This window comes from Pandoraea sp., assembly GCF_041919235.1.
Taxonomy (GTDB): Bacteria; Pseudomonadota; Gammaproteobacteria; order Burkholderiales; family Burkholderiaceae; genus Pandoraea.
In genome coordinates this window covers 68440-90270 of record NZ_JAYRUC010000002.1, presented here as the reverse complement: position 1 = coordinate 90270, position 21831 = coordinate 68440, and the positions used below count along the sequence as shown (strand labels likewise).

Below are 21831 nucleotides of genomic sequence, written 5' to 3'. Positions count from 1 at the left end.
CCGGCTTTCGCGGGCACGGTTTGTAGTGTAAAGCCGATGCTTATTTCTTGTCAGACGGCTTGGCAGGCACGACCGTGTCGGTCTTCGGGTCCGTCTTGGCCCCGGCTGCTGCCGGGGCAGCGGCCTTCGAAGCGTCCTTCGGCATGGGGCCTGCGTTGGCCTCCAGGCGCGACTTCGTGCGCTGAACCGGCTCGCCCTTGAGCTGATGGACGGCTTGCTGGAGCATGAAGTCGCCGGGGCTGCCCAGATCCGGCAGGCGCTGGTCGCGTTCCTTCTTGCGCTCTTCCGGTGTCTTCTTGGCGTTCTCTTCCTCGAGGCGACGCAGCTCTTGCAGGCGGCGTGCTTCGCGCGCGTCGATTTCCTTCTGCTCGTCAGGCGTCTGCGTGTTGTGCAGATGATTCGAATAATCGATTTCGCGCGTCACCAGCACGTCGTCCGGATCGCCGTTCGGGTTCTGGTCGACCGGCACGTCCGGCTTGATACCGATGGATTGGATCGAGCGGCCGCTCGGCGTGTAGTAGTACGCCGTGGTCAGACGCAGCGCCGTGTCCGGCGACAGTTGGCGTACCGTCTGTACCGAGCCCTTGCCGAAGGTCGTCTTGCCCATGATCAGCGCACGCTTCGAATCCTGCAGTGCACCGGCCACGATTTCCGAGGCCGACGCCGAGTAGGCGTTCACCAGCACGACCATCGGCACTGTCTTCCAGAAGGCGGCTTCGCCCTTGAGCGGATCTTCCGGGCTCGCCGACAGACGGTAGTTGTCGAACGTTGCCGTGTACTTCTGCTTGGCGTCTTCGATCTGGCCGTTGGTCGTGACGACCGTGGCGCCATCCTTCATGAATGCCGCAGACACGCCGACGGCCGACTGGAGAATGCCGCCGCCGTTGTTGCGCAAGTCGAGCACCAGACCCTTGATCGGTTGATCCTTGGCCAGCTCCTGCAGCTTCTTGGCCAGATCCGGCACCGTACGTTCCTGGAAGCTCGTGATGCGCACATAAGCGATACCCGGCTCGAGCATCTTGCCCTTGATGCTCTGGACGCGAATTTCCGCGCGCACGATGGACACCGGGAACGTACGTTCTTCAGACTTGCGGAAAATGGTCAGCGTGACCTTGCTACCGGGCGCACCACGCATACGCTTGACCGCTTGGTCGAGGGTCATGCCGCGCACGGGTTTGTCGTCGATGCGGGTGATGAGATCGCCGGGCTTCAGGCCGGCCTTGAAGGCGGGACTGTCTTCGATCGGGGAGATCACCTTCACGAGCCCGTCTTCCTGCGAGATCTCGATGCCGAGACCGGCAAAGCGCCCGCGCGTCTGCTCCTGGAGTTCTTTGTACTCGTCCTTGTCGAGGTACGACGAATGCGGATCGAGGCTCGACACCATGCCCTTGATGGCTGCCGTGAGCAGCTTCTTGTCGTCGACGGGCTTCACATACTCGCGCTTGATCTGGCCGAACACTTCAGCCAACAGGCGAAGCTGTTCGAGCGGCAACGGCGTGGTAGCGCTCTGTGCGGATGCCTGCGAGAACGCGAGGGTGGCAGCCGCGCCGGTCGCGAGGCCCAGCACGATCAGGCCGATGTGTTTGAGGGTTTGGCGCATATAGGCGTGAAAATTCCGGATTTTTCGGGGCGCCCGCCAATGGGCGCGCGCACTTTGGCGAAGTATAACCGTTTGCCCGCAGGGCGGGCATTGCCCATTCGACAGGGAGATTTCCAGAGTGGTTCTACGAAAAGTTCCGTCGAACGCGGTGTTGTGATGGGATTTTCCCGGACATCGCCCGAAAAAGCATCGCTCTCGCAGGCAGGACGCGCGTTGGCAGGGGACGGGCCGAGGGCGCGAAGGCGGGCGCGAAGGGCGCCGGAACCGACTTGTGGCGTGCTGGCGCCGCGTTTGCCGCTTGTTACGGCATATTACGGCGTGCGGGCGGTGAGGCGGTGAGGGGCGGTGAGGCGGAGGAGAGGGCGGAGAGGGCGGAACCCGAGTGCACCGTCAGGCAGCGTACTCGGGTTCCGGTCATCGGTTCACGCGGTCCCCGACAATTACTTCGACTTGCCTTGCGCGGCGACGGCGGCCAGCGCGCCGGCGATCTTCTCCTGATCGCCCAGATAGTAATGACGGATCGGCTTGAGGTCGGCGTCCAGTTCATACACGAGCGGCGTACCGTTCGGGATGTTCAGGCCGGCGATTTCGTCGTCCGAGATGCTGTCGAGGTGCTTGATGAGGGCGCGCAGCGAGTTGCCGTGGGCGGCGATGAGGACTTGCTTGCCGGCACGCACGGCCGGGGCAATCGACTCGTTCCACAGCGGCAGCACGCGGGCCACGGTGTCCTTCAGGCATTCCGTGAGCGGGATCTCCTCGCGCTTGAGCTTGGCGTAACGCGGGTCGTTGTACGAACTGCGTTCATCGTCCGCGGCCAGCGGCGGCGGCGGCGTGTCGTAGCTGCGGCGCCAGACGTGCACCTGCTCGTCGCCGTACTTGGCCGCCGTCTCTGCCTTGTTCAGGCCGGCCAGTGCGCCGTAGTGACGCTCATTCAGACGCCAGCTGTGGACGACGGGAATCCACATCTGGTCCATGGCGTCCTGCACATGCCACAGCGTTCTGATGGCCCGCTTGAGGACGGAGGTGTACGCGAGGTCGAACGAGTAGCCGGCATCGGCGAGCAAACTGCCGGCGAGCGTGGCTTCGGCAACGCCCTTTTCGGTCAGGTCGACGTCAATCCAGCCGGTGAAGCGATTTTCCTTGTTCCACGTCGATTCGCCGTGGCGGATGAGAACGAGCTTGTACATGAGTGAACTTCAGTCAGAGTTGGAAAGCGGGGGCAGCCGGTGAGACTCGAACGCGGCTCGCCGCGCCTTGTGCAGCAAGGCCCGGCAAGGGGTTTTGCGGCAGCAATTCCGGGACGTGTGGGGCAGCGGCGAGGTGGCCGCCGACGTCCGGCGCAGCGATTGGCAACGAGACTCGTCGGCGCAATCACGGATTATTTTATAATGATCGGATTCTTTTGATATTTTTCAGGTGGTTTGTGACGTTCTTGACCGATTACACCAACCTCGCGCTGATCGTTATCGCGCTCGTCTCAGGTGGCATGCTGGCCTGGCCGGTATTCAAGCGCGGCGGCCGTGGCCTGTCGACCTTGGAAGCGACCCAGCTCATCAACCGTAAGGGCGCCGTGGTGCTCGATGTGCGTTCGGCAGAGGAATTCGCCGGCGGCCATCTGCCATCTGCGCGCAACTTGCCTCTCGACGATGTCGAACAAAAAGTCGTGCAGATGATCAAGAACAAGACGGCACCGGTACTTATCGTGTGCAAGAGCGGCCAACGCTCGGCGCGTGCTCAGACGCTGTTGCGCAATCTTGGCTATGCTGAGGCGTTCAGCCTCCAGGGCGGCGTTGCTGCCTGGCAGGAAGCCGGCCTGCCGGTCGTGAAGTAATTGAGGAGTTGCCAGTCATGCCGAAGATCGTGATGTACAGCACGCAAGTCTGTCCATATTGCCAGATGGCTGAGCGCCTGCTGCGTCAACGCGGCGTTCAGGACATCGAGAAGATCCTGATCGACAAGGAGCCCGCCCGCCGCGAGGAAATGATGACGCGCACGGGTCGTCGCACCGTGCCGCAGATCTACATCGACGAGCGTCACATCGGCGGTTACGACGATCTGTCGGCACTCGATCGTGCCGGCGGCCTTTTGCCGCTCTTGCAAGCTGCCTGATCCGGCCTGCAAAATAGCGCGCCCAGCCGCGTGCCTGCGCGGCTGTCTTATACCCAAGGAAACGAAATGTCCGACCAGAATCAGCCGTTTTTCAGCATCCAGCGCGCCTACCTGAAAGATCTGTCGCTCGAGCAGCCGAATTCGCCCGCGATCTTCCTCGAACAGGAGATGCCGACCGTTGAAGTCCAACTCGACGTGGCCGCCGAGCGCCTGGCCGACGAAATCTTCGAAGTCGCCGTGATCGCGACGGTGACGGCCAAGATCAAGGACAAGGTCGCGTTCCTGGTCGAAGGTAAGCAAGCCGGCATTTTCGAGATCCGCAACGTACCGGTCGAACAACTCGACCCGCTCATCGGCATTGCCTGCCCGACGATCGTCTACCCCTACCTGCGTGCCAACGTGGCCGACGCCATCAGCCGCGCGGGTTTTCAGCCGATCCATTTGGCCGAAGTGAACTTCCAGGCACTGTACGAGCAGCGCCTGGCGCAACTGGCCGAGCAACAGGCGGCCAATGGCGAGGCCCCGGCGTCGGGCATCGTGATGCCCGACGGCTCGTCCGCCCAGACCCACTAAGCGCTTGCGCTCTATCGACGCGACCACCGGCGCCACGCGGGCGGTTGCGTCGAGGCTCCCCTCATGAAGATTGCCGTATTCGGTGCAGGTGCCTGGGGCACCGCGATGGCGAGTCACATGGCGGCACGCCATGACGTTGTCCTCTGGGCGCGCGATGCTGCGCTCGTGAAGCAACTGACCGCCTCCCACGAAAATTCCGTTTATCTCCCCGGTTCCACGCTCTCGCCTCGTTTGCGATTCGAAGCCGACTTCGCGACGGCGCTGACGCATGGTACGGGCGCGCATGCCTTGTGCGTTGCAGCGGTGCCGGTCGCTGGCTTGCGTGCATTGGCCGGCCATATGGCGCTCGCGTCCCACCCGCCGGCGAACCTCATCTGGCTGTGCAAGGGCTTCGAGGCGGAGACCGGCCTGCTGCCGCACCAGATCGTTGCCGAGGTGTTTCCCCAGGTCGCGGGCGGTGCGCTCTCGGGGCCAAGCTTTGCGCGGGAAGTCGCGCAGGGGCTGCCGGCCGCGCTCACCATTGCCAGTGCGGTGCCATCTCTGTGCGAGTTGACCATCGCTGCCTGCCACTTCGGTGCGTTGCGCATCTATTCGAGCGACGATCTCGTGGGTGTCGAAGTCGGCGGCGCGGTGAAGAATGTGCTGGCGATTGCGACAGGCGTGAGCGACGGGCTGGGCCTCGGTCTCAATGCGCGCGCTGCGCTCGTTACGCGTGGCCTGGCCGAGATGACCCGCCTGGGCGTCGCCTTGGGCGGCAAGCCCGAGACGTTCATGGGGCTGGCAGGCATCGGCGATCTGATCTTGACGGCGACGGGCGACTTATCGCGCAACCGCACGGTGGGTTTGCAACTCGCGTCGGGCAAATCGCTCGACGATGTGCTTGCTTCGTTGGGCCATGTTGCCGAAGGCGTGCGATGCGCGCGCGCGGTGCGCGATCTGGCCCGTGCGCACGGCGTCGAAATGCCGATAACCGACGCGGTGTGTGCGACCCTGTTCGACGGGTTGCCCGCGCGCGCGGCGGTAGAAGCGCTACTGCGGCGCGACGCCCGCGCCGAACGCGAGGACGACGCCCACCCGGGCTGACCCGTCGACCGCGCGCCGCATTCGACGTGCGCGATGCATTGACCCGCATTCTGACGATGTGAAGGCGTCGTATTCGTCGGCTTGGACAGCGAGATGCTGGCGGGCTATCGAACGGGGAACGGGGAACTCGCCCGTCAGGACCCGCCGACGTAACCCTGTTGACGCCACGCCTCGAAGACGACCACGGCGACCGTGTTCGAGAGATTGAGGCTGCGATTGCCTGGGCGCATCGGCAGGCGCACGCGCTGCGTGGTGGCGAACGTGTCGAGCAGCGCTGGCGCGAGGCCGCGGGTCTCCGAGCCGAAAACGAACCAGTCGCCCTCGGCAAACGACAATTCCCCGAACGGCCGCGCGCCGCGAGTCGTCAGGGCGAACATCCGCGTGGGATCCGGCGTCTCGGTCGCCAAAAACGCGGCCCAGTCCGGGTGGACCTTCATCTCGGCATACTCGTGATAGTCGAGCCCGGCGCGGCGCATGCGAGCGTCGTCCAGAGGGAAGCCGAGCGGTTCGATCAGGTGCAATCGCGCGCCCGTGTTGGCGCACAGGCGAATCACGTTGCCGGTGTTCGGGGGAATTTCGGGACTGACAAGAACGACGTTGAACATGAGCGTTGGGGGCCGAGTCATGGGGTGGGCGGGGAGGGCGGGGAGGCCGGGGTGGACGGCGTGCGCAACACGACGGCCGCAAGCACGTGCGCCGCGCCTGCGCGTTTGAGCGCGGCTGCGGCCGCGTCGCAGGTCGCGCCCGTCGTCATCACGTCGTCGATCAACACGATGCGCCGTCCGCGCACGCAGTCGCTGGCGACAAACGCGTCGCGCAGATTGCGCTTGCGCGCCTCGCGCGATAGGCGTCGCTGCGAGGTGGTCGTTCGCTCGCGACGCAGCACATAGGCGCTCGCGCACAGGTGCGCCCGTCGCGACGCGACGCGCGCGAGTTCCCAAGCCTGATTGAAGCCGCGCGACGCCAGTCGTGAGCGCGCCAGCGGGACGGGCACCACCCAAGGGGCCTCGTCAGCATAGGCCGCCAGCGCATCGCCTAGGCGTTCTCCGAACTCGCGCGCGAACGGCAGGGCGCCATGGTATTTCAGACGAATCATCAGTGTATCGAGCGGTGCCACGTAGTCAGCGAGCGTCAGCGTCGCGTCGAATGCGGGCCGGCATTGCAGGCATTGTCCGCAGACGAGGGTTGACGAGGTGCGACAAATTGTCGCGCCGCCGGCGCCAGGTGCGTCACTTCCGCCCGCAAGTGCCATGGACGACGGCAATGCAACGGCGCATTGTCGACAGCGCAGCGGGGCATCGTGTCGGCCGGTGTCGAATGCTCGTGCGCATTCCGCGCAGATCTGTCGCGCGGCGCGCCGATGGCAGAGCGCACAGTGATCGGGCAACGCCACGCGCAAAAGTCGGCCAGCGAGCGTGGCGAGCGTCGGGAACGTAGCATGAGAAATAGGCACGTCTTTGGTAGCGACGAAGTCAACTTTGAGGAGGCAGGGGACGGCATCGTCCAAGGACGCCAAGCACCGGCGCACAACGCCCGCACGTCGGTGCCCGATGCATTCGGACAGCAGCGAGTATACTGCCGACTCGCCATTTCGCCCGTCCCATGAAGCCTTCAGCCGCTCCCCAAATCCCGCCGTCTGCGTTTAGCCATCGCTTTTTGCGGACTGCTTTCGACCGCCGCGCGCCCCACTGGTCAGAGGCGGACTTTCTGATGCGGGAGGTGGCCTCGCGTCTTGCGAGCCGGCTCGATTACATCAAATTGAAGCCGACACGCGTGCTCGACGCCGGGTGCGGCACGGGGGGGGATTTGCTGGGCTTCGGCGAGCGTTACCCCGAGGCTTATCGCGTGGGGCTCGATGCGTCGTTCGCAATGGCCAAAGCCGCCGCGGCCGCGGGGGCGACGACAGGCTGGCGCCGTCTGCTGCGCAGCGCGCCGCCGCATGGCGTTGTGCAGGCCGATTTCTCCGCCCTGCCGTTTGGCCCGCGCACGTTCGATCTTGTGTGGTCGAACCTCGCCCTGCATTGGTATCGCGAGCCGCATCGTGTCATTCCCGAGTGGCATCGTGTGCTGAGCACCGACGGTCTGCTGATGTTTTCGGCGTACGGCCCCGACACATTGCGCGAATTGCGGGCGGCCTGGGCGGAAGTCGATGAGGTGCCGCACGTGCTCGAACCCACGGACATGCACGATCTGGGCGACATGATGGTGGCGAGTGGCTTCGATACGCCGGTCACGGACATGGAGCGCCTCACACTCACGTTCGAGTCGCCGGACACGCTGTTGCGCGACGTGCGCCTGCTCGGCGTAAATCCCCTTCCCGAGCGTCGCATGGGACTCACGGGGCGTGCGCGGCTTGCGGCCTTGCGTGCGGCACTGGCGCGTCGTCGCAGTGAGGACGGCACGATCGCATTGACGTTCGAGCTCGTCTACGGACATGCCTGGAAAATACCCGAAAAAACCGATGCGGCCGGCAACGCTGTCGTGCGCATCCAGGACATCGGGCGCGGCGGCCGGCCGCGCTGAGCTTCGTTAGCGAAGGCGTTTCGCTATCGGTGGGCTGGCTCGACGGTGACATCGCGCGTACGTAGCGTATGTCGCGCGTTGCGCCGAACCTTTGCCCGCCGCCCGGCGGCGTAATCTCTGCGTAACCGTCGCGTAACCGTTGCGTAATTGTCGCGTAATTGTCGCGTAATCATTGCGTGAGCGCTGCCCCCATCCAGGCGCTCCGGGCGCTCTGAACGATCGGGGGCGATCCCGGCCCCTGTCCCTTGTCTGCATTTTGATCACACCGCCGCATCCTGCGTCCTACACGACTATGCAGGTGTTCTGCGCTCGCCCGGTTCGCTTAAATGACGCTTCACGGCGTGCGTGAGCGCAGAACGTCCAGGATGGCGTTCAATTCGCTACGTCACGCGATTGCGTCGCCTTGGGGCGAGACTTCGGGAGGTGGGCGGTGGGGTATCAGCACGAAACGTTGGCGATGCCGCCGCAGGTCGGGCCTGCGGAGCACGAAGGATCGCGCGACCACCCGCGGCTGCGGGTGGACGGCGCGTTCCTGAGACCGACAACCCCCGTCTTCACGACGATTGACGGCCTGTGTTCCGCCAAGGTGCACGTCAAGCTGGAAGGGTTGAATCCGGCGGGCTCCATCAAGCTGAAGACAGCGCTTCAACTGATCGAAGACCTCGAGGCGACAGGGCCGATACAGGCAACTACGCGGATCGTCGAATCGTCATCGGGAAATCTCGGGGTAGCCCTGGCGATGGTGTGCGCAAATCGCGGGTACTCATTCACTTGCGTGACCGATCCCAACACGTCGCGCCACGCCATCCGTGCCATGCAGGCGGCGGGCGCCCATGTCGTGCGGGTTGAACGTCGAGATGCGCAGGGCGGCTACCTCGGAACGCGCATCGCGTGGATCCGGGCGCAAGTGGCACGCGATCCGCATTGGGTGTGGGTCAATCAATACGCCAATCCGGGTAACTGGCGCGCGCACTATCGATGGACCGCGCCGGAAATCTTCGCGGCTTATCCCGATGTCGACCATCTGTTTGTCGGTGCCGGCACGACGGGCACCCTGATGGGCTGCTTGCGCTATGTGCGCACGCATCGATTGCCGACGCGTGTCATCGCCGTCGATGCGGTGGGCTCGGTGACATTTGGCGGTCCGCCGGGGCCTCGCCGTATTCCCGGGCTGGGCATGAGCTACCGCCCGGCGTCGAACGAGGCATCGGGTGCCGAGCCGCCCGATGCCATCGTCTACGTCCCTGAAACGGAGACCCTCCGCATGTGCCACACGCTGGCCGAGCGTGGCTTGCTCGCGGGCGGGTCCACGGGGAGCGTTTTGCGAGCGGTGCAAATGTCGTCGGCGGACATTGCCGCCCACGACACGGTTGTCGCCATCGCGCCCGACATGGGCGACAAATACCTCGACACGCTCTATGACCCCGATTGGTCCGCTGCATCGATCGAGGCTTGCTCGCGTGCGCCGCGCGGACCCTCCCAGTTCGTCGAACCTTTCGAACCTTTCGAACCTTCATCGCCATGAACGCATTATCGCTACCGCAGTTTCGCGTGTTTACCGGGGAGCAGATCGACGCCGCCATCGGCGCGGGAAGACGCGCTGTCCTCGATACGGTCGAAGCGGCGTATCGGGCGCACCACGACGGTCAAACGGTCAATCCCGAGAGTCAGTTTCTGCGCTTTCCCGACGGGCAACGCAATCGCATCATCTCGCTGCCTGCACACATTCGCGACGCCAACGGGGAGGGGGCGACCGGTATCAAGTGGATATCGAGTTTTCCCGAAAATATCGAGCGCGGAATGCCGCGCGCATCCGCCGTGCTTATTCTGAACGACGTCGAAACGGGCTATCCGATGGCGTGCATGGAGGCGAGCATCATCAGCGCGGCGCGCACGTCGGCGAGTGCGATCAGTGCGCTGCGGTGTCTGGCGGCCGATGCGCGTGCTGCGACGACGACACCGTTGCGACCGCTACGCGTGGCTTTCGTCGGCGCGGGTGTCATCGCACGTCATGTGGCGGAGTGTCTGCCGCTCGCCATGCTGCCGATCGACGAGGTGACGGTGCACGACCTGAACCCCGATTACGCCATGTCGCTCGCGCGGCGAATCGGCATGCGCCTCGGCTACGAGGTGCGTACCGAAGCGTCTCTCGAGCGCACCATTCGCGCGTCGGACGTCGTTGTGTTCGCGACAACGGCGTCGTCCCCCTATCTGGACAACCCCGATTGGTTTTCACATTGCCCAATCGTTCTGCATCTATCGCTACGCGACCTGGCGCCGGCGATTGTTCTCGAGTCCTACAACGTGGTCGACGATATCGATCACTGCCTGCGCGCGATGACTTCGCTGCACCTCACGGAGGTGGAGACCGGCCATCGGCGCTTTGTCACCACATCGCTGCCGCATTTGCTCTGCGGCGGCGAGCCCCCGGCGCGTGACCGGCCGATCGTGTTCTCGCCCTTCGGCCTGGGCATTCTGGACATTGCCGTGGGCCGCTGGATCTATGAGCAGTTGGCTGCGCAGCAGGCGCCCGTTCCCCGATTTTTCTACGATATGCAACGCGCATGACCTCTGTAACCTGTATCCCCTCCTCGCCCACCGCCCACACCGCTTCGCACACTGCCGACGGCTTCGCTGACGTACTCGTCGGCCTGCAGTACGGCGATGAAGGCAAAGCGAAGATCATCGATGCCCTCGCCGCAGGGTACGACGTGATCGCCCGATTCAATGGCGGTGCCAACGCTGGACACACCATCGATACGCCTTTCGGACGTATCGCGCTCAAGCAATTGCCCTCCGGTGTGTTTCATCCGCACGCTGCGCTATACATCGGGTCAGGGTGCGCCATCAATCCCTGGAAGCTCGCCGACGAAATCGAACAGTTGCACGAGATGGGCATCTCTCTTGAAGGCCGGTTGCGCATCAGTGCGCGCGCGGCGCTCGTGCAGCCCCACCACATTGCGCTCGATCGACGCGGCAGCGGCACGATCGGCACCACGGGCAACGGCATCGGGCCGTGTTACGCGGATCGCGCTTTGCGCGTTCGCAACGACACACGTGTCAATCTGATGCTCGGCGATCTGCTCGCGAACGAAGCGGACACCGTGGCATCGATGCGGGACGTATTCACGCGCATGATCAACGCGGAAGGGGGGACGTCGCCGTGGATCGCCGAAATGTCGGACTTGCTGCTGAGCCTGCCCAAGGTGATCGAGACACTGCGTGAATATATCGAAACGGATCGTGGATGGATCACGAATCGCGTCAAGCAAGGCGCCAGGGTGTTGTTCGAGGGCGCGCAGTCGGTGCTGCTCGACGTCGTCGATGGAAGCCAGCCGTACGTTACGTCAAGCCACACCGTGCCGGCTTATGCGTATGTAGGGGGCGATCTGTCGCCGAAGTACCACCGTCGAACCATCGGTGTGGCGAAGGCGATCATGTCGCGCGTCGGTCGCGGCCCGTTTCCCTCGGAGCTGGGGGGCGAGCGTTCGGCGCAGTATTGTCACGATGCGTCCCAGTCGCTGGTTGGTGCGGATCACGAGCAGGAACGCTTCTCGCCCGACCAGCTACTGCGGTCCAACGATCCGTTCGATGTTGGAACTGCACTTCGAATGCTGACCGGTGAGTACGGAACGGGAACCGGCCGGCCGCGTCGTATCGGCATGCTCGATCTCGCACAGTTGCGAGACGTCGTCAAGGCACACGCCGTGGATTGCGTCTATCTCAACAAGGTCGACTGCCTGTCGCATTACTTCCGTTCCGCCTATCAGGGGGTCCCCATGCGTGTGCATCGCGACGTGCTTGCCAGCGATGCAATGCCCGATGTGCTGATCTATTCCGGATTGACGGAGCGTTCGCTCACGCCGGGACAAGAGGGCACCCTTGATGCCGCCATGCATGGGTTCGTCGATTTCGTCGAGCGGCAGATTGGCGCACCGCTGGCCGGGATCGGACTGGGGCCGGAGCGAGCCAGCCTGGTATCGCTGGCGGCACACCAATGGGCGCCGGTCGAGGCGTCGTCGCCCCATGCCTGATCGACACACGTCGAGCGAAATCGGGCCTCACGTATCCGGCAACGGTGGTGAGCGTGATTGCACGCAGCGGCCGTGGCGCGACGTCGCGGCTGTCGTCCGCTGCGCGACGGAGGCGCCGTTCCCGCCGCTTCGGCCCGATCACCTGTTCTTCAATGTGTCTCTCATGCCTTACGCGATGCATCCGCTCGTTTGCGACCGTGGACAGGCGGTGCGGCAGAAGTTGAGTGCGCTTCGGCTGGCGGACTACCTGAACAAGACGGAGCGTGTCGAACTGCACATCGTCAATCGTGCCGTCGAGCAGATGCTCGATATTCCGGGCGTCGCCTCGGTCAGTCGTGACGACCTGCTTGCGATCTACACGGACGAGGGCTTTCACACGTGGATGATGGAGCGCTTTCGCAGACATCTGCTCACCCATACGGGATATGAGCTGACGCAACGGCCATCGCTGAGTGTGGTGCGCGTTCTGGCGTTGTGCGAAGCGGTGCCGGCCACGCATCGAGGGCTGGCCATGGTGGCGGCGGCCACGGTCACCGAGACATTGATCACCGGCACGCTGCGTGAAGCGGGGGCCTGTGACGACATCTACCCGCCTGTGCGCGTTCTGCTGAGTGAGCATGGCGCGGACGAAATGCGTCATCAGGCGGCGTTCGTCCGCTTTGCGAGCGAGTGGGTCCCGGCGCTGTCGCCGGATGAGCGCGCGTTTCTCGATGCGTTGCTCCCCGACCTGATGTCGGCCTTCCTTGCGCCGGAACTGCCCGCGTGGCGAGCGCATCTGTGCGCAGTGGGGCTGGACGCCAGCGAAGCCGATCGCGTCATCCGTGACAGCATCGATCCGCTGCAAGTCGGCGTTCAGATGATGGAGGCCGCGCTGGTGCCGCGACGCTTGTTCGAGCGGTTGGGCATGTCATGTGCAGAGGGCTTTGCGCAAAGAGCGAGTCGCTGGCGTCCGCCTTGACGAGCGCCCCGTCGGCCCGCCGACGTCACAATGAATTCGATGGGTGTGACCGATGCGATGGATGCCGCTGATGCCGCGGTATTAGCGGCAGAAGCGGTAGAAGCGGTAGAAGCGGTAGAAGCGGTAGAAGCGATGTTTGCGTTAGACGCGATCAGGCAGGCGATGACGTTCCACTAGTCGGGCAGCATCGTGCTGTCTCCGGCGCTTCGTCGATATTCGATCAGGAGAAACGTGTGACTTGCAACTGGCTAGCCCCCGATCTGACCATGAGCGCGCAGGCGTATCGCGCGCTGCTCGAAGCGGCACTCGCTTTCAAGCGTCGCTATCCGCAGCACACCGAGGGCGCGTTACGCGGGCGGACGATCTACTTTCTCTTCTACAACGCGTCACTGCGCACCCGAAGCAGTTTTCAAACCGGGCTGTCGCGCATGGGCGGTCATGCCATTGTGCTCGACCCACAGCACGGGATATACACGCCCGCGCTACCCGAGGCGGAGATTCCGTATTCGACGGAGCGGATTGCGGACGTGGCACGGGTGCTCTCGTCCTACGGCGATGCGATTGCCATTCGCATGTACGGTGCGCCGGCCGGTTGGGTATACGGTGCGGCGCATCGTCATCTCGAAGCCTTTGCACAATGGAGCCAGATACCTGTCATCAACATGGAGTGCGACCGCTTTCATCCATGCCAGGCACTCGCCGACGTGATGACAATGCGCGAGCAATTGGGCGAGCTCGCCGGGCGGCGTTTATGCATCAGTTGGGCTTATTCGGGAAGCTGGCACAAGCCGGTGGCCGTGCCGCAGAGTCTGCTGCTCGCGGCCGTGAAAGCGGGGATGGACGTGACGCTCGCACACCCTGCGTCGTTCGGTCTCGATCCCCAGGTAATGCAGTCTGCCAACGCGTTCGCCGAGCAGACCGGTGCGCGCCTACGCGTGACCCATGATCTGCGCGACGGCGTGGCCGATGCGCACGCCGTCTACGCCAAGTCATGGTGCAATCTCGGACATCTGCCCGAGCGCCACGGCGACGCCGTTGACGAGGCGGCCATGCGCGACGCGTTTGAGCGGCATCGGGACTGGTGCATCGACGCCGATGTGATGCGACTCGCAGCGCCGAACGCCGGGTATCTGCATTGCCTCCCCGCCGACCGAGGGCAGGAAGTCACGGACGAGGTGATGGATGGGCCGTCGTCGTGGGTTTTTCAACAGGCCGGGAATCGGCTTCATGCGCAGAACGCCGTGATGGCCCACCTGCTCAATCCGGGGTGCCTCGCGTGACATCGCCATTCTCCTATCGCTATACGTGCGTGAGGTGCGCGACGCCGCAGCCGTGGGGCGACATTCGATACCGCTGCCATGTGTGCGGACAGAATTTGCGCATTCAACGCAAGGCAGGTGCGCAATCTCCGTCGGCAGCAGAGATCGTGAGCATGTTTCACGGACAAGGGATGTGGCGCTACGGTGCGCTTTTGCCCGTCGAAGCCCACTGGGGGAGCCGGTTGGTCGTCGGTGGAACGCCGCTGGTCGACTGCGGCGACGAGGGGGGCGTTCGTCTCTGGGTCAAGGACGAAGCGCGTAACCCAAGCGGGTCGCTCAAGGATCGCGCCACCGAAGTGGTGCTGGCCGTCGCGAGACAGGCCGGCTGCAAGCACGTGGTGACGGCGTCGACCGGCAATGCCGGTGCGTCGCTGGCATGCATCGCGGCGTCGATGGGAATGTCGGCCATTGTCGTCGTGCCGGCCGGCGCGCCATTCGTCAAGCTGGCGCAGATGCGTGCTTACGGAGCGAAGATCTGCGAGGTCGACGGCACCTACGACGACGCGTTCGAAATCGCCGAACGCATGGCCGACGATGCCGGCGTGTGCTGTCGCAATACGGGCATCAATCCATTCACGCGAGAAGGCAAGAAGACATGCGCATTCGAGATTGCCGAGGCGCTCGATTGGCAGGTGCCCGATTGGGTGATCGTGCCGACAGGGGACGGCAACATTTTGTCCGGGATTGCAGCGGGGTTTCTTGATCTGTACGCACTCGGCATCACATCGGCGGTGCCGCGTCTGCTGGCGGCACAGGCCGACAGCTCGAACAGCATCGCACTCGATTGGCAGGAATGCGGCGATGCAATGGCATTGCCCGAGTCGCCTACGCTGGTCAGTCCCGAAACGGTGGCCGACAGTCTGGCGGTCGGCCGCCCACGCGATCATTTCGCGGCCCTGCATGCGTTGCGCGCAACGCGCGGCGCTTGCGTCACGGTGAGCGACGTCCGGACCATGGCTGCGTCGCGCAAGCTCGCACAGCATTTCGGTCTGTGGTTCGAACCGTCCACGGCCACCGGCTACGCCGCACTGGGCGAATCTCTCGCGACGGGACGCATCGGGTCTGACGCTCGCGTCGTGCTGCTCGGTACGGGAAGCGGTCTGAAGTCGCCGCAGACTTTCGATAGCGTGACGCCGGGCCATCCGCACGACTTTGTCGACCCGGTCTCGCTTCACATGCCCGAAGATCGCGGACCGCTTTGCGCGGAGGAGCACACGTGACGCGCCAACGCATTATCGTGATGGGCGCCGGGGTCAGTGGCCTGACGACCGCCGTGACGATGTCTCTGGCGGGATGCGATGTCGCCATTCATGCGGCCGAAGGGCCGGCCCAGACGACGTCGGCGCTCGCGGCAGCGATCTGGCATCCGTTCTATCAGGCGCCCGACCTCGTCTATCTCGAACGCGCGCGAGTGACCTACGCAACGATGCTCCGGTTGTCGGCCGACGCGGCTTCAGGCGTGCGGATGCGGACCCTGACCGAATATTTCCAGCGCGATGCCGGCGTGCCCTGGTGGGCGGAATGCGCCACCGGTCTCGAGCGCCTCGCGCAGGGGGATATTCCACCGCGCTTCGCCTGCGCGTACCGCATGAACGTGCCGGTGGCGGACGCCGCGAGCTATCTTCGCTATCTCATGAACATGTTCCTTGAGCTTGGCGGTCGCTATGTGCAGCGGCGCGTGGGCGATCCGGCGTCATTGCTTGATAACGCAGACCGCGTTGTGAATTGCTGTGGCTACGGAAGCCGGCAGTTTGGCGACGATGATCTGTCGTTATCGCGCGCCATTGTGCTGCGTGCCAAGCGCGACGACGCCGTGCGCGGCTGCTTCATCGACGATTCCGATCCGCAGGCGCCGACGTATGTCGTCGAACGCGACAACGACATCGTGCTTGGCGGCACCGCCGATCCTGACCTGACGTCGACCGTGATCGGTGAGCGACAGATCGAGGACATCGTTCGCCGCTGCAACGGGCTGTGCGAAGGCGTGGCCGCGCTGCAGGTTATCGAGGCCCGCATCGGTTTTCGGCCGATGCGACGTGCGGCGCGGGTAGCGCGCGACGAGCGCCACCCGCGCGTGCTTCACAACTATGGCCACGGGGGCGGCGGTTTCACATTGTCGTGGGGTTGCGCGAATGATGTGCTCCGGTTGGCTGGCGTGGCTGGCGTGGCTGGTCGGGCTGGTGTCACGGGCGCCCACCCGTGAGCGCGATCGGATGGGTGGACAGGCACGACAACCTTGGGAGTCGACATGGAACTGGATCCGGCAACGCTGGACGAGGCGAGCATCTACAACTTCATGATGAGTACGATCCTGCCGCGGCCCATTGCGTGGGTGAGTACCGTTGATGCACAGGGTCGGCCGAATCTCGCGCCGTATGCGTACTTCATGGGCGTATGCTGCGTGCCGATGACGGTCCTGTTCTGCCCCGTCGTGCCGCCGGCGCCGCAACGAAAGAAGGACACGCTCCGCAATGTCGAAGCCGTACCGGAGTTCGTGGTGAACGTGGCGAGCCTGTCGTGCATCAATGCCGTGAATCTCTCGGCGGCACCGTTGCCTCCCGGCGAATCGGAGTTCGATTTGACGGGCATGACGCCGGTCCCGTCATCGCGCGTGCGGCCGCCGCGTGTTCAGGAGGCGTCGGTTGCCTACGAATGCCGCGTGCGCGACATCATCGAGATCAGTGCCGCACCCGGCGGCGGATGGGTGGTGCTCGGCACGGTGTTGGCGGCGCATGTGGACGATGCGTTGCTCGACCCGCTGACCCACCAGGTGGACTTGCACGCGCTCAGTCCTGTGGGGCGGCTGGGCGGGGGCTCGTTCGTGAATGCCGCCAGCGATACGTTTACGTTGACGCGTTACAAGACGCTTGCCGACCTTGCGGCGCAGAAGCGATGACTTGCGAACCGGATGTCGCGCCGTCGTCGAGCAATCCGTATTCGCTCGCGAGCTTCGCTGCGCGGTGTCGGCTCGACACGTCGAACTTGCGCATGACGCTGCGCAAATGAAAAACGACGCCATGCTCGGAGAGGGCGAGAATGCGCCCGATTTCCCACGAGGTCTTGCCGCGCGCAACCCACCGCAGGCACTCGAGTTCGCGGGGCGTCAGGACGGGGGCGCAATGGCGCGACGCGTCGCGTTGCACAATGCGCCACACGGCTTCATGCACGTGCATCGCCAGGACTGCCCCGGCATGTTGGGTCCAGGCGTGGGCAACGGGCGCGTGCGGCGCACGCGGGGAACGGCGAGGTGAGGCGAGACTCAGGGTTCCCAATGCGCCCGACGGTGTGAATACCGGATATGTCACGCCGCAGCGCAATCCTGCGGCCCGCTGATCGCGAAGCAGTTGCCGCGCTTCGGGCGACGCATATAACGCCGAGGTCCATTCGACGGGCGTGAGTTGCTGGCACGCGCGCGACAGCACTGGATCGATGCTCGCGTAACGTTGCGCGTCGTAGTGCGCCTGCCATGCCTGGGGGAAGTTGCCGAGTCGCGGTGTCGCCCGTTTCCCGCCAGGTAGCGGGAAATGACCGCGATAGTTGAAATAGCGATGACCGAGCGAGCCGCACAACGATTGCAGCAGCGCGCGCAGGGCGTCGAAGTCGGCGGCGGAATGCAAGGCGCTCAGACCGTCGGTCAACGAGCGGGGAGTGACGCAACGCGTGGCACGCATGACATGGCGATGTAGGGAATAGGTCTCGCTTGTAGCATGCGGGGTATCGGCGCGCGCGTCGCGGGGCGCCGCAGCGAAGCGCACGCACGCTGTGCGATGGCCGCGACGGACCGTCTCAGGGCGCGACATTACGTCGCATGCGAAAGCCGGCGCAGCATCTACTGTTGATGGATATCGGACGAATCCCTCGTCGTGATGGAAGTCGGGAGGCGTTTGCTGCGTCGCGTGATTGGCGTGATTGACGTGACGTGGGTCAGGCGATGCGATGGCATCGGTCTCGAGCAGGGATGCTTCAGGTATTCAGGACACCGCAATGAGTCGCGCCGTGCTGCATTGTGTCAAATTCGTGGCGTATAGGGAGTATCCCGTAGTCGACTCGCCGCCGGAATTCTCGACTAGGGGAATTACCGGATTTCCCTTTTGCATCAATGAGTTCAGGAGAATAGTATGGCGCGCCAAATACTCGGTATCAATGTTGTCGCTGGGAGAATGCGCGTTCTATAATGCGGCAGTTTGTCGCGGTCCGGACGCAGTAAGTTCCTGGCCGTCGGACATGAAAGACCCAAAATGCCCCACGGGTGACGGCGATGCTCGCAGCCTCTTCTTCTGACGCCGGTTCGGTGACGAAGGAATGGAAGCACAAGCGCAACTGCGCGATATCGCCGCGCCAGTTTGTCCTGTTCTACCTGTCGTTGGCCGCCGTGTCGCTGGGTGTTGCCTTGATTGCGGCGTGGCGCGGTGGGTGGTTGGTCTTGCCGTTCACAGGCCTGGACTTGCTCGTGGTGGGCGTTGCGTTCGTCATTCATGCCCGGCATGCCACAGATTACGAGGTCATTCGGTTGTCGCCCGTGAGCCTTGTGGTCGAGCAACGTTCAGCACAGAGGTTGACGCAGTACGAGTTCAATCCCCGCTGGGTGCGCATCGACATCGAGAAGCCGCCGCGTACGCGCATTGTCTTGCGCTCGGGTCGCTGCTCGGTCACCGTCGGTGCCTATCTTGCGCCGCATCGCCGCGAAACGTTTGCGCGCGAGCTGCGCCGTTGTCTTGCCCAACAGGCCTGAGAGATGAAGACGATCTCGGGCGACCGCCAGGGAGGATTTGGATGGTAATTTTGGGTAAGGAAGCTATGAAAAAAACGAAACACGCCTTGGCGGCTTTCCTTGCGGGCGCCTCGCTGCTCGCCTGCGCTCCGGTGCTGGCGGCGGTTACGGACATGCCGGGGGGGCCGGCCGTCAACGAACTCAACTTCCAGCCGCCGGTCACGAAGCTCGCACAAGAGCTGCACAGCCTGCATACCATGATGCTGATCATCTGCCTGGTGATCTTCCTCGGTGTGTTCGGCGTGATGTTCTACTCGATCTTCAAACACCGCAAATCCAAAGGCCATCAACCCGCGAATTTCCATGAAAGCACGACCGTCGAGGTGATCTGGACGGTCGTGCCGTTCATCATCGTCATTCTCATGGCGCTGCCCGCCACGAAGACGGTGGTCGCCATGAAGGACACGACCAACGCCGATCTCACGATCAAGGTCACCGGCTATCAGTGGAAGTGGGGCTACGACTACCTGAAGGGCGAAGGTGAGGGCATCAAGTTCCTCTCCACGCTCACCACGCCGCGCAGCCAGATCGACGGCGAGACGCCCAAGAGCAACACCTATCTGCAGGAAGTCGACAACCCGATGGTCGTGCCGGTCAACAAGAAGGTGCGACTGATCACCACGGCCAACGACGTCATTCATTCGTTCTACGTGCCGGCCTTCGGGATCAAGCAGGACGCGATTCCGGGCTTCGTGCGCGACACCTGGTTCAAGGCCGAGAAGGTGGGCGAGTATCGTGGCTTCTGCACCGAACTGTGCGGCAAGGAGCATGCGTTCATGCCGGTCGTGGTGAAGGTCGTCTCGGAAGCGGACTACAACAAGTGGGTCGATGCGCAGAAGAAGCTCATGGCGGCGTCGGCCGACGATCCGAACAAGACCTACACCGTGCAGGAACTGATGGAACGCGGCCAGAAGGTCTATTCGTCGAATTGCGCGGTGTGCCACCAGCCGAACGGCAAAGGCGGTGGCGCCTTCCCCGCGCTCGACGGCTCGAAGATCGCGAACGGCCCGGTGGCAGACCACATCAGCATCGTGCTGCATGGCAAGAATGCAATGCCTAACTGGTCGCATCTGAACGACGTGGAGCTTGCGGCCGTTATCACGTTCGAGCGCAACTCTTGGAGCAACAAGACCGGCGACGTGGTGCAGCCGGCGCAGGTGCGCGAAGCGCGTGGCAACAAGTCGGCAAATGCCGCAGGGGCTGCCGACGCTGGCGCAGCGAAGAACAGTTAAGTGCCGTTCGACCAGTTCGAGGAAGGAGATTGGGTATGAGTTCCATCGCTCACGATCACGTGGCGGATCACGACGATCACGCGCACGACCATCCGCACGGATGGCGTCGCTGGCTGTTCGCGACGAATCACAAGGACATCGGCACGATGTACATGATCTTCTCGTTCGTCATGCTGCTCTCGGGCGGCGTGATGGCGTTGATGATCCGTGCGGAATTGTTCGAGCCGGGCCTGCAGTTCATTCGTCCGGAGTTCTTCAACCAACTCACCACCATGCACGGGCTGGTGATGATTTTCGGCGCGATCATGCCGGCGTTCGTGGGCTTCGCGAACTGGATGATCCCGCTGCAGATCGGCGCGTCGGACATGGCCTTCGCGCGCATGAACAATTTCAGCTTCTGGCTGCTGCCGGTCGGCGGTCTGTTGCTGATCTCGTCGTTCTTCGTGCCGGGCGGGGCGACGGCTGCGGGCTGGACGATGTACGCGCCGCTGTCGGTGCAGATGGGGCCAGGCCAGGATCTGGCGATCTTCGGTGCGCACATTCTGGGTGCCTCGTCGATCATGGGCGCGATCAACATCATCGTGACCATTCTGAACATGCGCGCGCCGGGCATGACACTCATGAAGATGCCGATGTTCGTTTGGACGTGGCTGATCACCGCCTACCTGCTCATCGCCGTGATGCCGGTGCTCGCCGGCGCGATCACGATGCTGCTCACGGACCGTCACTTCGGCACGTCGTTCTTCAACGCGGCGGGCGGTGGCGATCCGGTGATGTACCAGCACATCTTCTGGTTCTTCGGGCACCCGGAGGTGTACATCATGATTCTCCCCGCGTTCGGGATCGTCTCGCAGGTGATTCCGGCGTTCTCGCGCAAGCCGCTGTTCGGTTATAGCTCGATGGTGTACGCCACGGCGTCGATCGCGATTCTGTCGTTCATGGTGTGGGCGCACCACATGTTCGTGACGGGCATGCCGGTCACCGGCCAGCTCTTCTTCATGTACGCCACAATGTTGATCTCGGTGCCGACCGGCGTGAAGGTGTTCAACTGGGTGGCCACCATGTGGAAGGGCTCGCTCACGTTCGAGTCGCCCATGCTCTTCGCCGTCGGCTTCCTCTTCGTGTTCACGATGGGCGGCTTCACCGGCCTGATGCTCTCGCTGGCGCCGCTCGATATCCAGATGCACGGCACCTATTACGTGGTGGCGCACTTCCATTACGTGCTTGTGGCCGGTTCGCTATTCGCGCTCTTCGCGGGGTTCTATTACTGGGTGCCGAAGTGGACAGGCCACATGTATAACGAATGGCGCGGCAAGTTCCACTTCTGGGGCTCGCTCATCACGTTCAATGTGACGTTCTTCCCGATGCATTTCCTGGGGCTGGCCGGCATGCCGCGTCGCTATGCCGATTACCCGGCACAGTTCACGGATTTCAACCAGATCGCGACGATCGGCGCGTTCGGTTTCGGTCTGATGCAGGTGTATTTCCTGTTCTTCGTGGCGCTGCCGACATGGCGCGGCGGCCCGGCGGCCGAAGCCAAGCCGTGGGACGGCGCCGAGGGCCTGGAGTGGACCGTGCCGAGCCCGGCACCGTTCCATACGTTCGAGACGCCGCCGAAGGTGCATTGAC

General features: G+C 63.7%; 21 protein-coding genes and 1 pseudogene. 17 read left to right on the top strand and 5 right to left on the bottom strand.

The window, feature by feature from the left end; genetic code table 11:
• Window positions 1-40: 40 nt before the first annotated feature.
• Entirely contained in the window at window positions 41-1600 is a 1560-nt protein-coding gene (locus ACE3UG_RS01975; RefSeq protein ID WP_374618889.1) for a S41 family peptidase, read from the bottom strand.
• Window positions 1601-2040: 440 nt separating this feature from the next.
• On the bottom strand, window positions 2041-2787 hold the full coding sequence (gene gpmA / locus ACE3UG_RS01970; RefSeq protein WP_374618886.1) for a 2,3-diphosphoglycerate-dependent phosphoglycerate mutase: 747 nt from the start codon (window positions 2785-2787) through the stop codon (window positions 2041-2043).
• A gap of 236 nt (window positions 2788-3023) precedes the next feature.
• Here gpmA and ACE3UG_RS01965 point away from each other — a divergent pair, with 236 nt between their 5' ends.
• The 4 genes from ACE3UG_RS01965 to ACE3UG_RS01950 all read left to right on the top strand — a co-directional run bounded on the left by ACE3UG_RS01965 (window position 3024) and on the right by ACE3UG_RS01950 (window position 5365).
• Window positions 3024-3431 (top strand): rhodanese-like domain-containing protein, encoded by a 408-nt coding sequence (locus ACE3UG_RS01965; protein ID WP_374618883.1) that lies wholly within the window; start codon window positions 3024-3026, stop codon window positions 3429-3431.
• Window positions 3432-3448: 17 nt separating this feature from the next.
• On the top strand, window positions 3449-3709 hold the full coding sequence (gene grxC, locus ACE3UG_RS01960) for a glutaredoxin 3 (RefSeq protein ID WP_039365451.1): 261 nt from the start codon (window positions 3449-3451) through the stop codon (window positions 3707-3709).
• Between the two features lie 66 nt (window positions 3710-3775).
• A complete protein-coding gene (secB, locus tag ACE3UG_RS01955) occupies window positions 3776-4282 on the top strand; it encodes a protein-export chaperone SecB (protein ID WP_374618879.1) in 507 nt (168 codons plus the stop codon).
• A gap of 63 nt (window positions 4283-4345) precedes the next feature.
• Window positions 4346-5365 carry an NAD(P)H-dependent glycerol-3-phosphate dehydrogenase gene (locus tag ACE3UG_RS01950; RefSeq protein ID WP_374618876.1) on the top strand — a complete coding sequence of 340 codons (1020 nt, stop codon included), beginning with the start codon at window positions 4346-4348 and terminating at the stop codon, window positions 5363-5365.
• Window positions 5366-5499: 134 nt separating this feature from the next.
• Here ACE3UG_RS01950 and trmL read toward each other — a convergent pair whose 3' ends face one another.
• On the bottom strand, window positions 5500-5970 hold the full coding sequence (trmL, locus tag ACE3UG_RS01945) for a tRNA (uridine(34)/cytosine(34)/5-carboxymethylaminomethyluridine(34)-2'-O)-methyltransferase TrmL (protein ID WP_374619302.1): 471 nt from the start codon (window positions 5968-5970) through the stop codon (window positions 5500-5502).
• Window positions 5971-5987: 17 nt separating this feature from the next.
• Window positions 5988-6461, bottom strand: a complete 474-nt coding sequence (locus tag ACE3UG_RS01940; protein WP_374618873.1) for a ComF family protein — start codon at window positions 6459-6461, stop codon at window positions 5988-5990.
• Between the two features lie 506 nt (window positions 6462-6967).
• Between ACE3UG_RS01940 and ACE3UG_RS01935 the strand changes: the two genes are divergently transcribed.
• The 10 genes from ACE3UG_RS01935 to ACE3UG_RS01890 all read left to right on the top strand — a co-directional run bounded on the left by ACE3UG_RS01935 (window position 6968) and on the right by ACE3UG_RS01890 (window position 17095).
• Complete coding sequence (locus tag ACE3UG_RS01935; protein ID WP_374618871.1) at window positions 6968-7888, top strand: methyltransferase domain-containing protein; 921 nt, start codon at window positions 6968-6970, stop codon at window positions 7886-7888.
• Window positions 7889-8318: 430 nt separating this feature from the next.
• Entirely contained in the window at window positions 8319-9413 is a 1095-nt protein-coding gene (gene sbnA, locus ACE3UG_RS01930) for a 2,3-diaminopropionate biosynthesis protein SbnA (RefSeq protein WP_374618868.1), read from the top strand.
• Complete coding sequence (sbnB, locus tag ACE3UG_RS01925; protein ID WP_374618865.1) at window positions 9410-10456, top strand: 2,3-diaminopropionate biosynthesis protein SbnB; 1047 nt, start codon at window positions 9410-9412, stop codon at window positions 10454-10456. Before sbnA ends, sbnB begins: the two co-directional genes overlap by 4 nt.
• Window positions 10453-11922 carry an adenylosuccinate synthetase gene (locus ACE3UG_RS01920; RefSeq protein ID WP_374618863.1) on the top strand — a complete coding sequence of 490 codons (1470 nt, stop codon included), beginning with the start codon at window positions 10453-10455 and terminating at the stop codon, window positions 11920-11922. The genes sbnB and ACE3UG_RS01920 overlap by 4 nt, the downstream gene beginning before the upstream one ends.
• On the top strand, window positions 11915-12880 hold the full coding sequence (locus ACE3UG_RS01915; protein ID WP_374618861.1) for a diiron oxygenase: 966 nt from the start codon (window positions 11915-11917) through the stop codon (window positions 12878-12880). Before ACE3UG_RS01920 ends, ACE3UG_RS01915 begins: the two co-directional genes overlap by 8 nt.
• 30 nt (window positions 12881-12910) lie before the next feature.
• Window positions 12911-13057, top strand: coding sequence for a hypothetical protein (locus ACE3UG_RS01910; protein WP_374618858.1), 147 nt, complete (start codon window positions 12911-12913; stop codon window positions 13055-13057).
• Window positions 13058-13113: 56 nt separating this feature from the next.
• A complete protein-coding gene (locus ACE3UG_RS01905; protein WP_374618856.1) occupies window positions 13114-14160 on the top strand; it encodes an ornithine carbamoyltransferase in 1047 nt (348 codons plus the stop codon).
• A gap of 152 nt (window positions 14161-14312) precedes the next feature.
• Entirely contained in the window at window positions 14313-15419 is a 1107-nt protein-coding gene (gene thrC, locus ACE3UG_RS01900; RefSeq protein WP_374619299.1) for a threonine synthase, read from the top strand.
• On the top strand, window positions 15416-16402 hold the full coding sequence (locus tag ACE3UG_RS01895; protein ID WP_374618854.1) for an FAD-dependent oxidoreductase: 987 nt from the start codon (window positions 15416-15418) through the stop codon (window positions 16400-16402). Before thrC ends, ACE3UG_RS01895 begins: the two co-directional genes overlap by 4 nt.
• 45 nt (window positions 16403-16447) lie before the next feature.
• Complete coding sequence (locus tag ACE3UG_RS01890; protein WP_374618851.1) at window positions 16448-17095, top strand: flavin reductase family protein; 648 nt, start codon at window positions 16448-16450, stop codon at window positions 17093-17095.
• Here the strand turns inward: ACE3UG_RS01890 and ACE3UG_RS01885 are convergent.
• The gene (locus ACE3UG_RS01885; RefSeq protein ID WP_374618848.1) at window positions 17043-17870 is read right to left on the bottom strand and encodes an autoinducer binding domain-containing protein; all 828 of its coding nucleotides are present in this window, start codon (window positions 17868-17870) and stop codon (window positions 17043-17045) included. The genes ACE3UG_RS01890 and ACE3UG_RS01885 overlap by 53 nt on opposite strands.
• Before the next feature lie 587 nt (window positions 17871-18457).
• Here ACE3UG_RS01885 and ACE3UG_RS01880 point away from each other — a divergent pair.
• From ACE3UG_RS01880 to ctaD, 3 genes and pseudogenes are all read left to right on the top strand, one after another.
• The gene (locus tag ACE3UG_RS01880; protein ID WP_374618845.1) at window positions 18458-18931 is read left to right on the top strand and encodes a DUF2244 domain-containing protein; all 474 of its coding nucleotides are present in this window, start codon (window positions 18458-18460) and stop codon (window positions 18929-18931) included.
• Between the two features lie 41 nt (window positions 18932-18972).
• Window positions 18973-20190 (top strand): annotated as a pseudogene (gene coxB / locus ACE3UG_RS01875) (cytochrome c oxidase subunit II); the annotation flags it as partial.
• A gap of 47 nt (window positions 20191-20237) precedes the next feature.
• On the top strand, window positions 20238-21830 hold the full coding sequence (gene ctaD / locus ACE3UG_RS01870; RefSeq protein WP_374618841.1) for a cytochrome c oxidase subunit I: 1593 nt from the start codon (window positions 20238-20240) through the stop codon (window positions 21828-21830).
• Window position 21831: the final 1 nt, after the last annotated feature.

Excerpts from the sequence above, each read along its gene's own strand:
- ACE3UG_RS01975 (WP_374618889.1), bottom strand. The coding sequence starts at position 1,600 with ATGCGCCAAACCCTCAAACACATCGGCCTGATCGTGCTGGGCCTCGCG.
- gpmA (WP_374618886.1), bottom strand. The coding sequence starts at position 2,787 with ATGTACAAGCTCGTTCTCATCCGCCACGGCGAATCGACGTGGAACAAG.
- grxC (WP_039365451.1), top strand. The coding sequence starts at position 3,449 with ATGCCGAAGATCGTGATGTACAGCACGCAAGTCTGTCCATATTGCCAG.
- secB (WP_374618879.1), top strand. The coding sequence starts at position 3,776 with ATGTCCGACCAGAATCAGCCGTTTTTCAGCATCCAGCGCGCCTACCTG.
- ACE3UG_RS01950 (WP_374618876.1), top strand. The coding sequence starts at position 4,346 with ATGAAGATTGCCGTATTCGGTGCAGGTGCCTGGGGCACCGCGATGGCG.
- trmL (WP_374619302.1), bottom strand. The coding sequence starts at position 5,970 with ATGTTCAACGTCGTTCTTGTCAGTCCCGAAATTCCCCCGAACACCGGC.
- ACE3UG_RS01940 (WP_374618873.1), bottom strand. The coding sequence starts at position 6,461 with ATGATTCGTCTGAAATACCATGGCGCCCTGCCGTTCGCGCGCGAGTTC.
- ACE3UG_RS01935 (WP_374618871.1), top strand. The coding sequence starts at position 6,968 with ATGAAGCCTTCAGCCGCTCCCCAAATCCCGCCGTCTGCGTTTAGCCAT.
- sbnB (WP_374618865.1), top strand. The coding sequence starts at position 9,410 with ATGAACGCATTATCGCTACCGCAGTTTCGCGTGTTTACCGGGGAGCAG.
- ACE3UG_RS01920 (WP_374618863.1), top strand. The coding sequence starts at position 10,453 with ATGACCTCTGTAACCTGTATCCCCTCCTCGCCCACCGCCCACACCGCT.
- ACE3UG_RS01915 (WP_374618861.1), top strand. The coding sequence starts at position 11,915 with ATGCCTGATCGACACACGTCGAGCGAAATCGGGCCTCACGTATCCGGC.
- ACE3UG_RS01910 (WP_374618858.1), top strand. The coding sequence starts at position 12,911 with ATGAATTCGATGGGTGTGACCGATGCGATGGATGCCGCTGATGCCGCG.
- thrC (WP_374619299.1), top strand. The coding sequence starts at position 14,313 with ATGTTTCACGGACAAGGGATGTGGCGCTACGGTGCGCTTTTGCCCGTC.
- ACE3UG_RS01890 (WP_374618851.1), top strand. The coding sequence starts at position 16,448 with ATGGAACTGGATCCGGCAACGCTGGACGAGGCGAGCATCTACAACTTC.
- ACE3UG_RS01885 (WP_374618848.1), bottom strand. The coding sequence starts at position 17,870 with ATGCGTGCCACGCGTTGCGTCACTCCCCGCTCGTTGACCGACGGTCTG.
- ACE3UG_RS01880 (WP_374618845.1), top strand. The coding sequence starts at position 18,458 with ATGCTCGCAGCCTCTTCTTCTGACGCCGGTTCGGTGACGAAGGAATGG.
- ctaD (WP_374618841.1), top strand. The coding sequence starts at position 20,238 with ATGAGTTCCATCGCTCACGATCACGTGGCGGATCACGACGATCACGCG.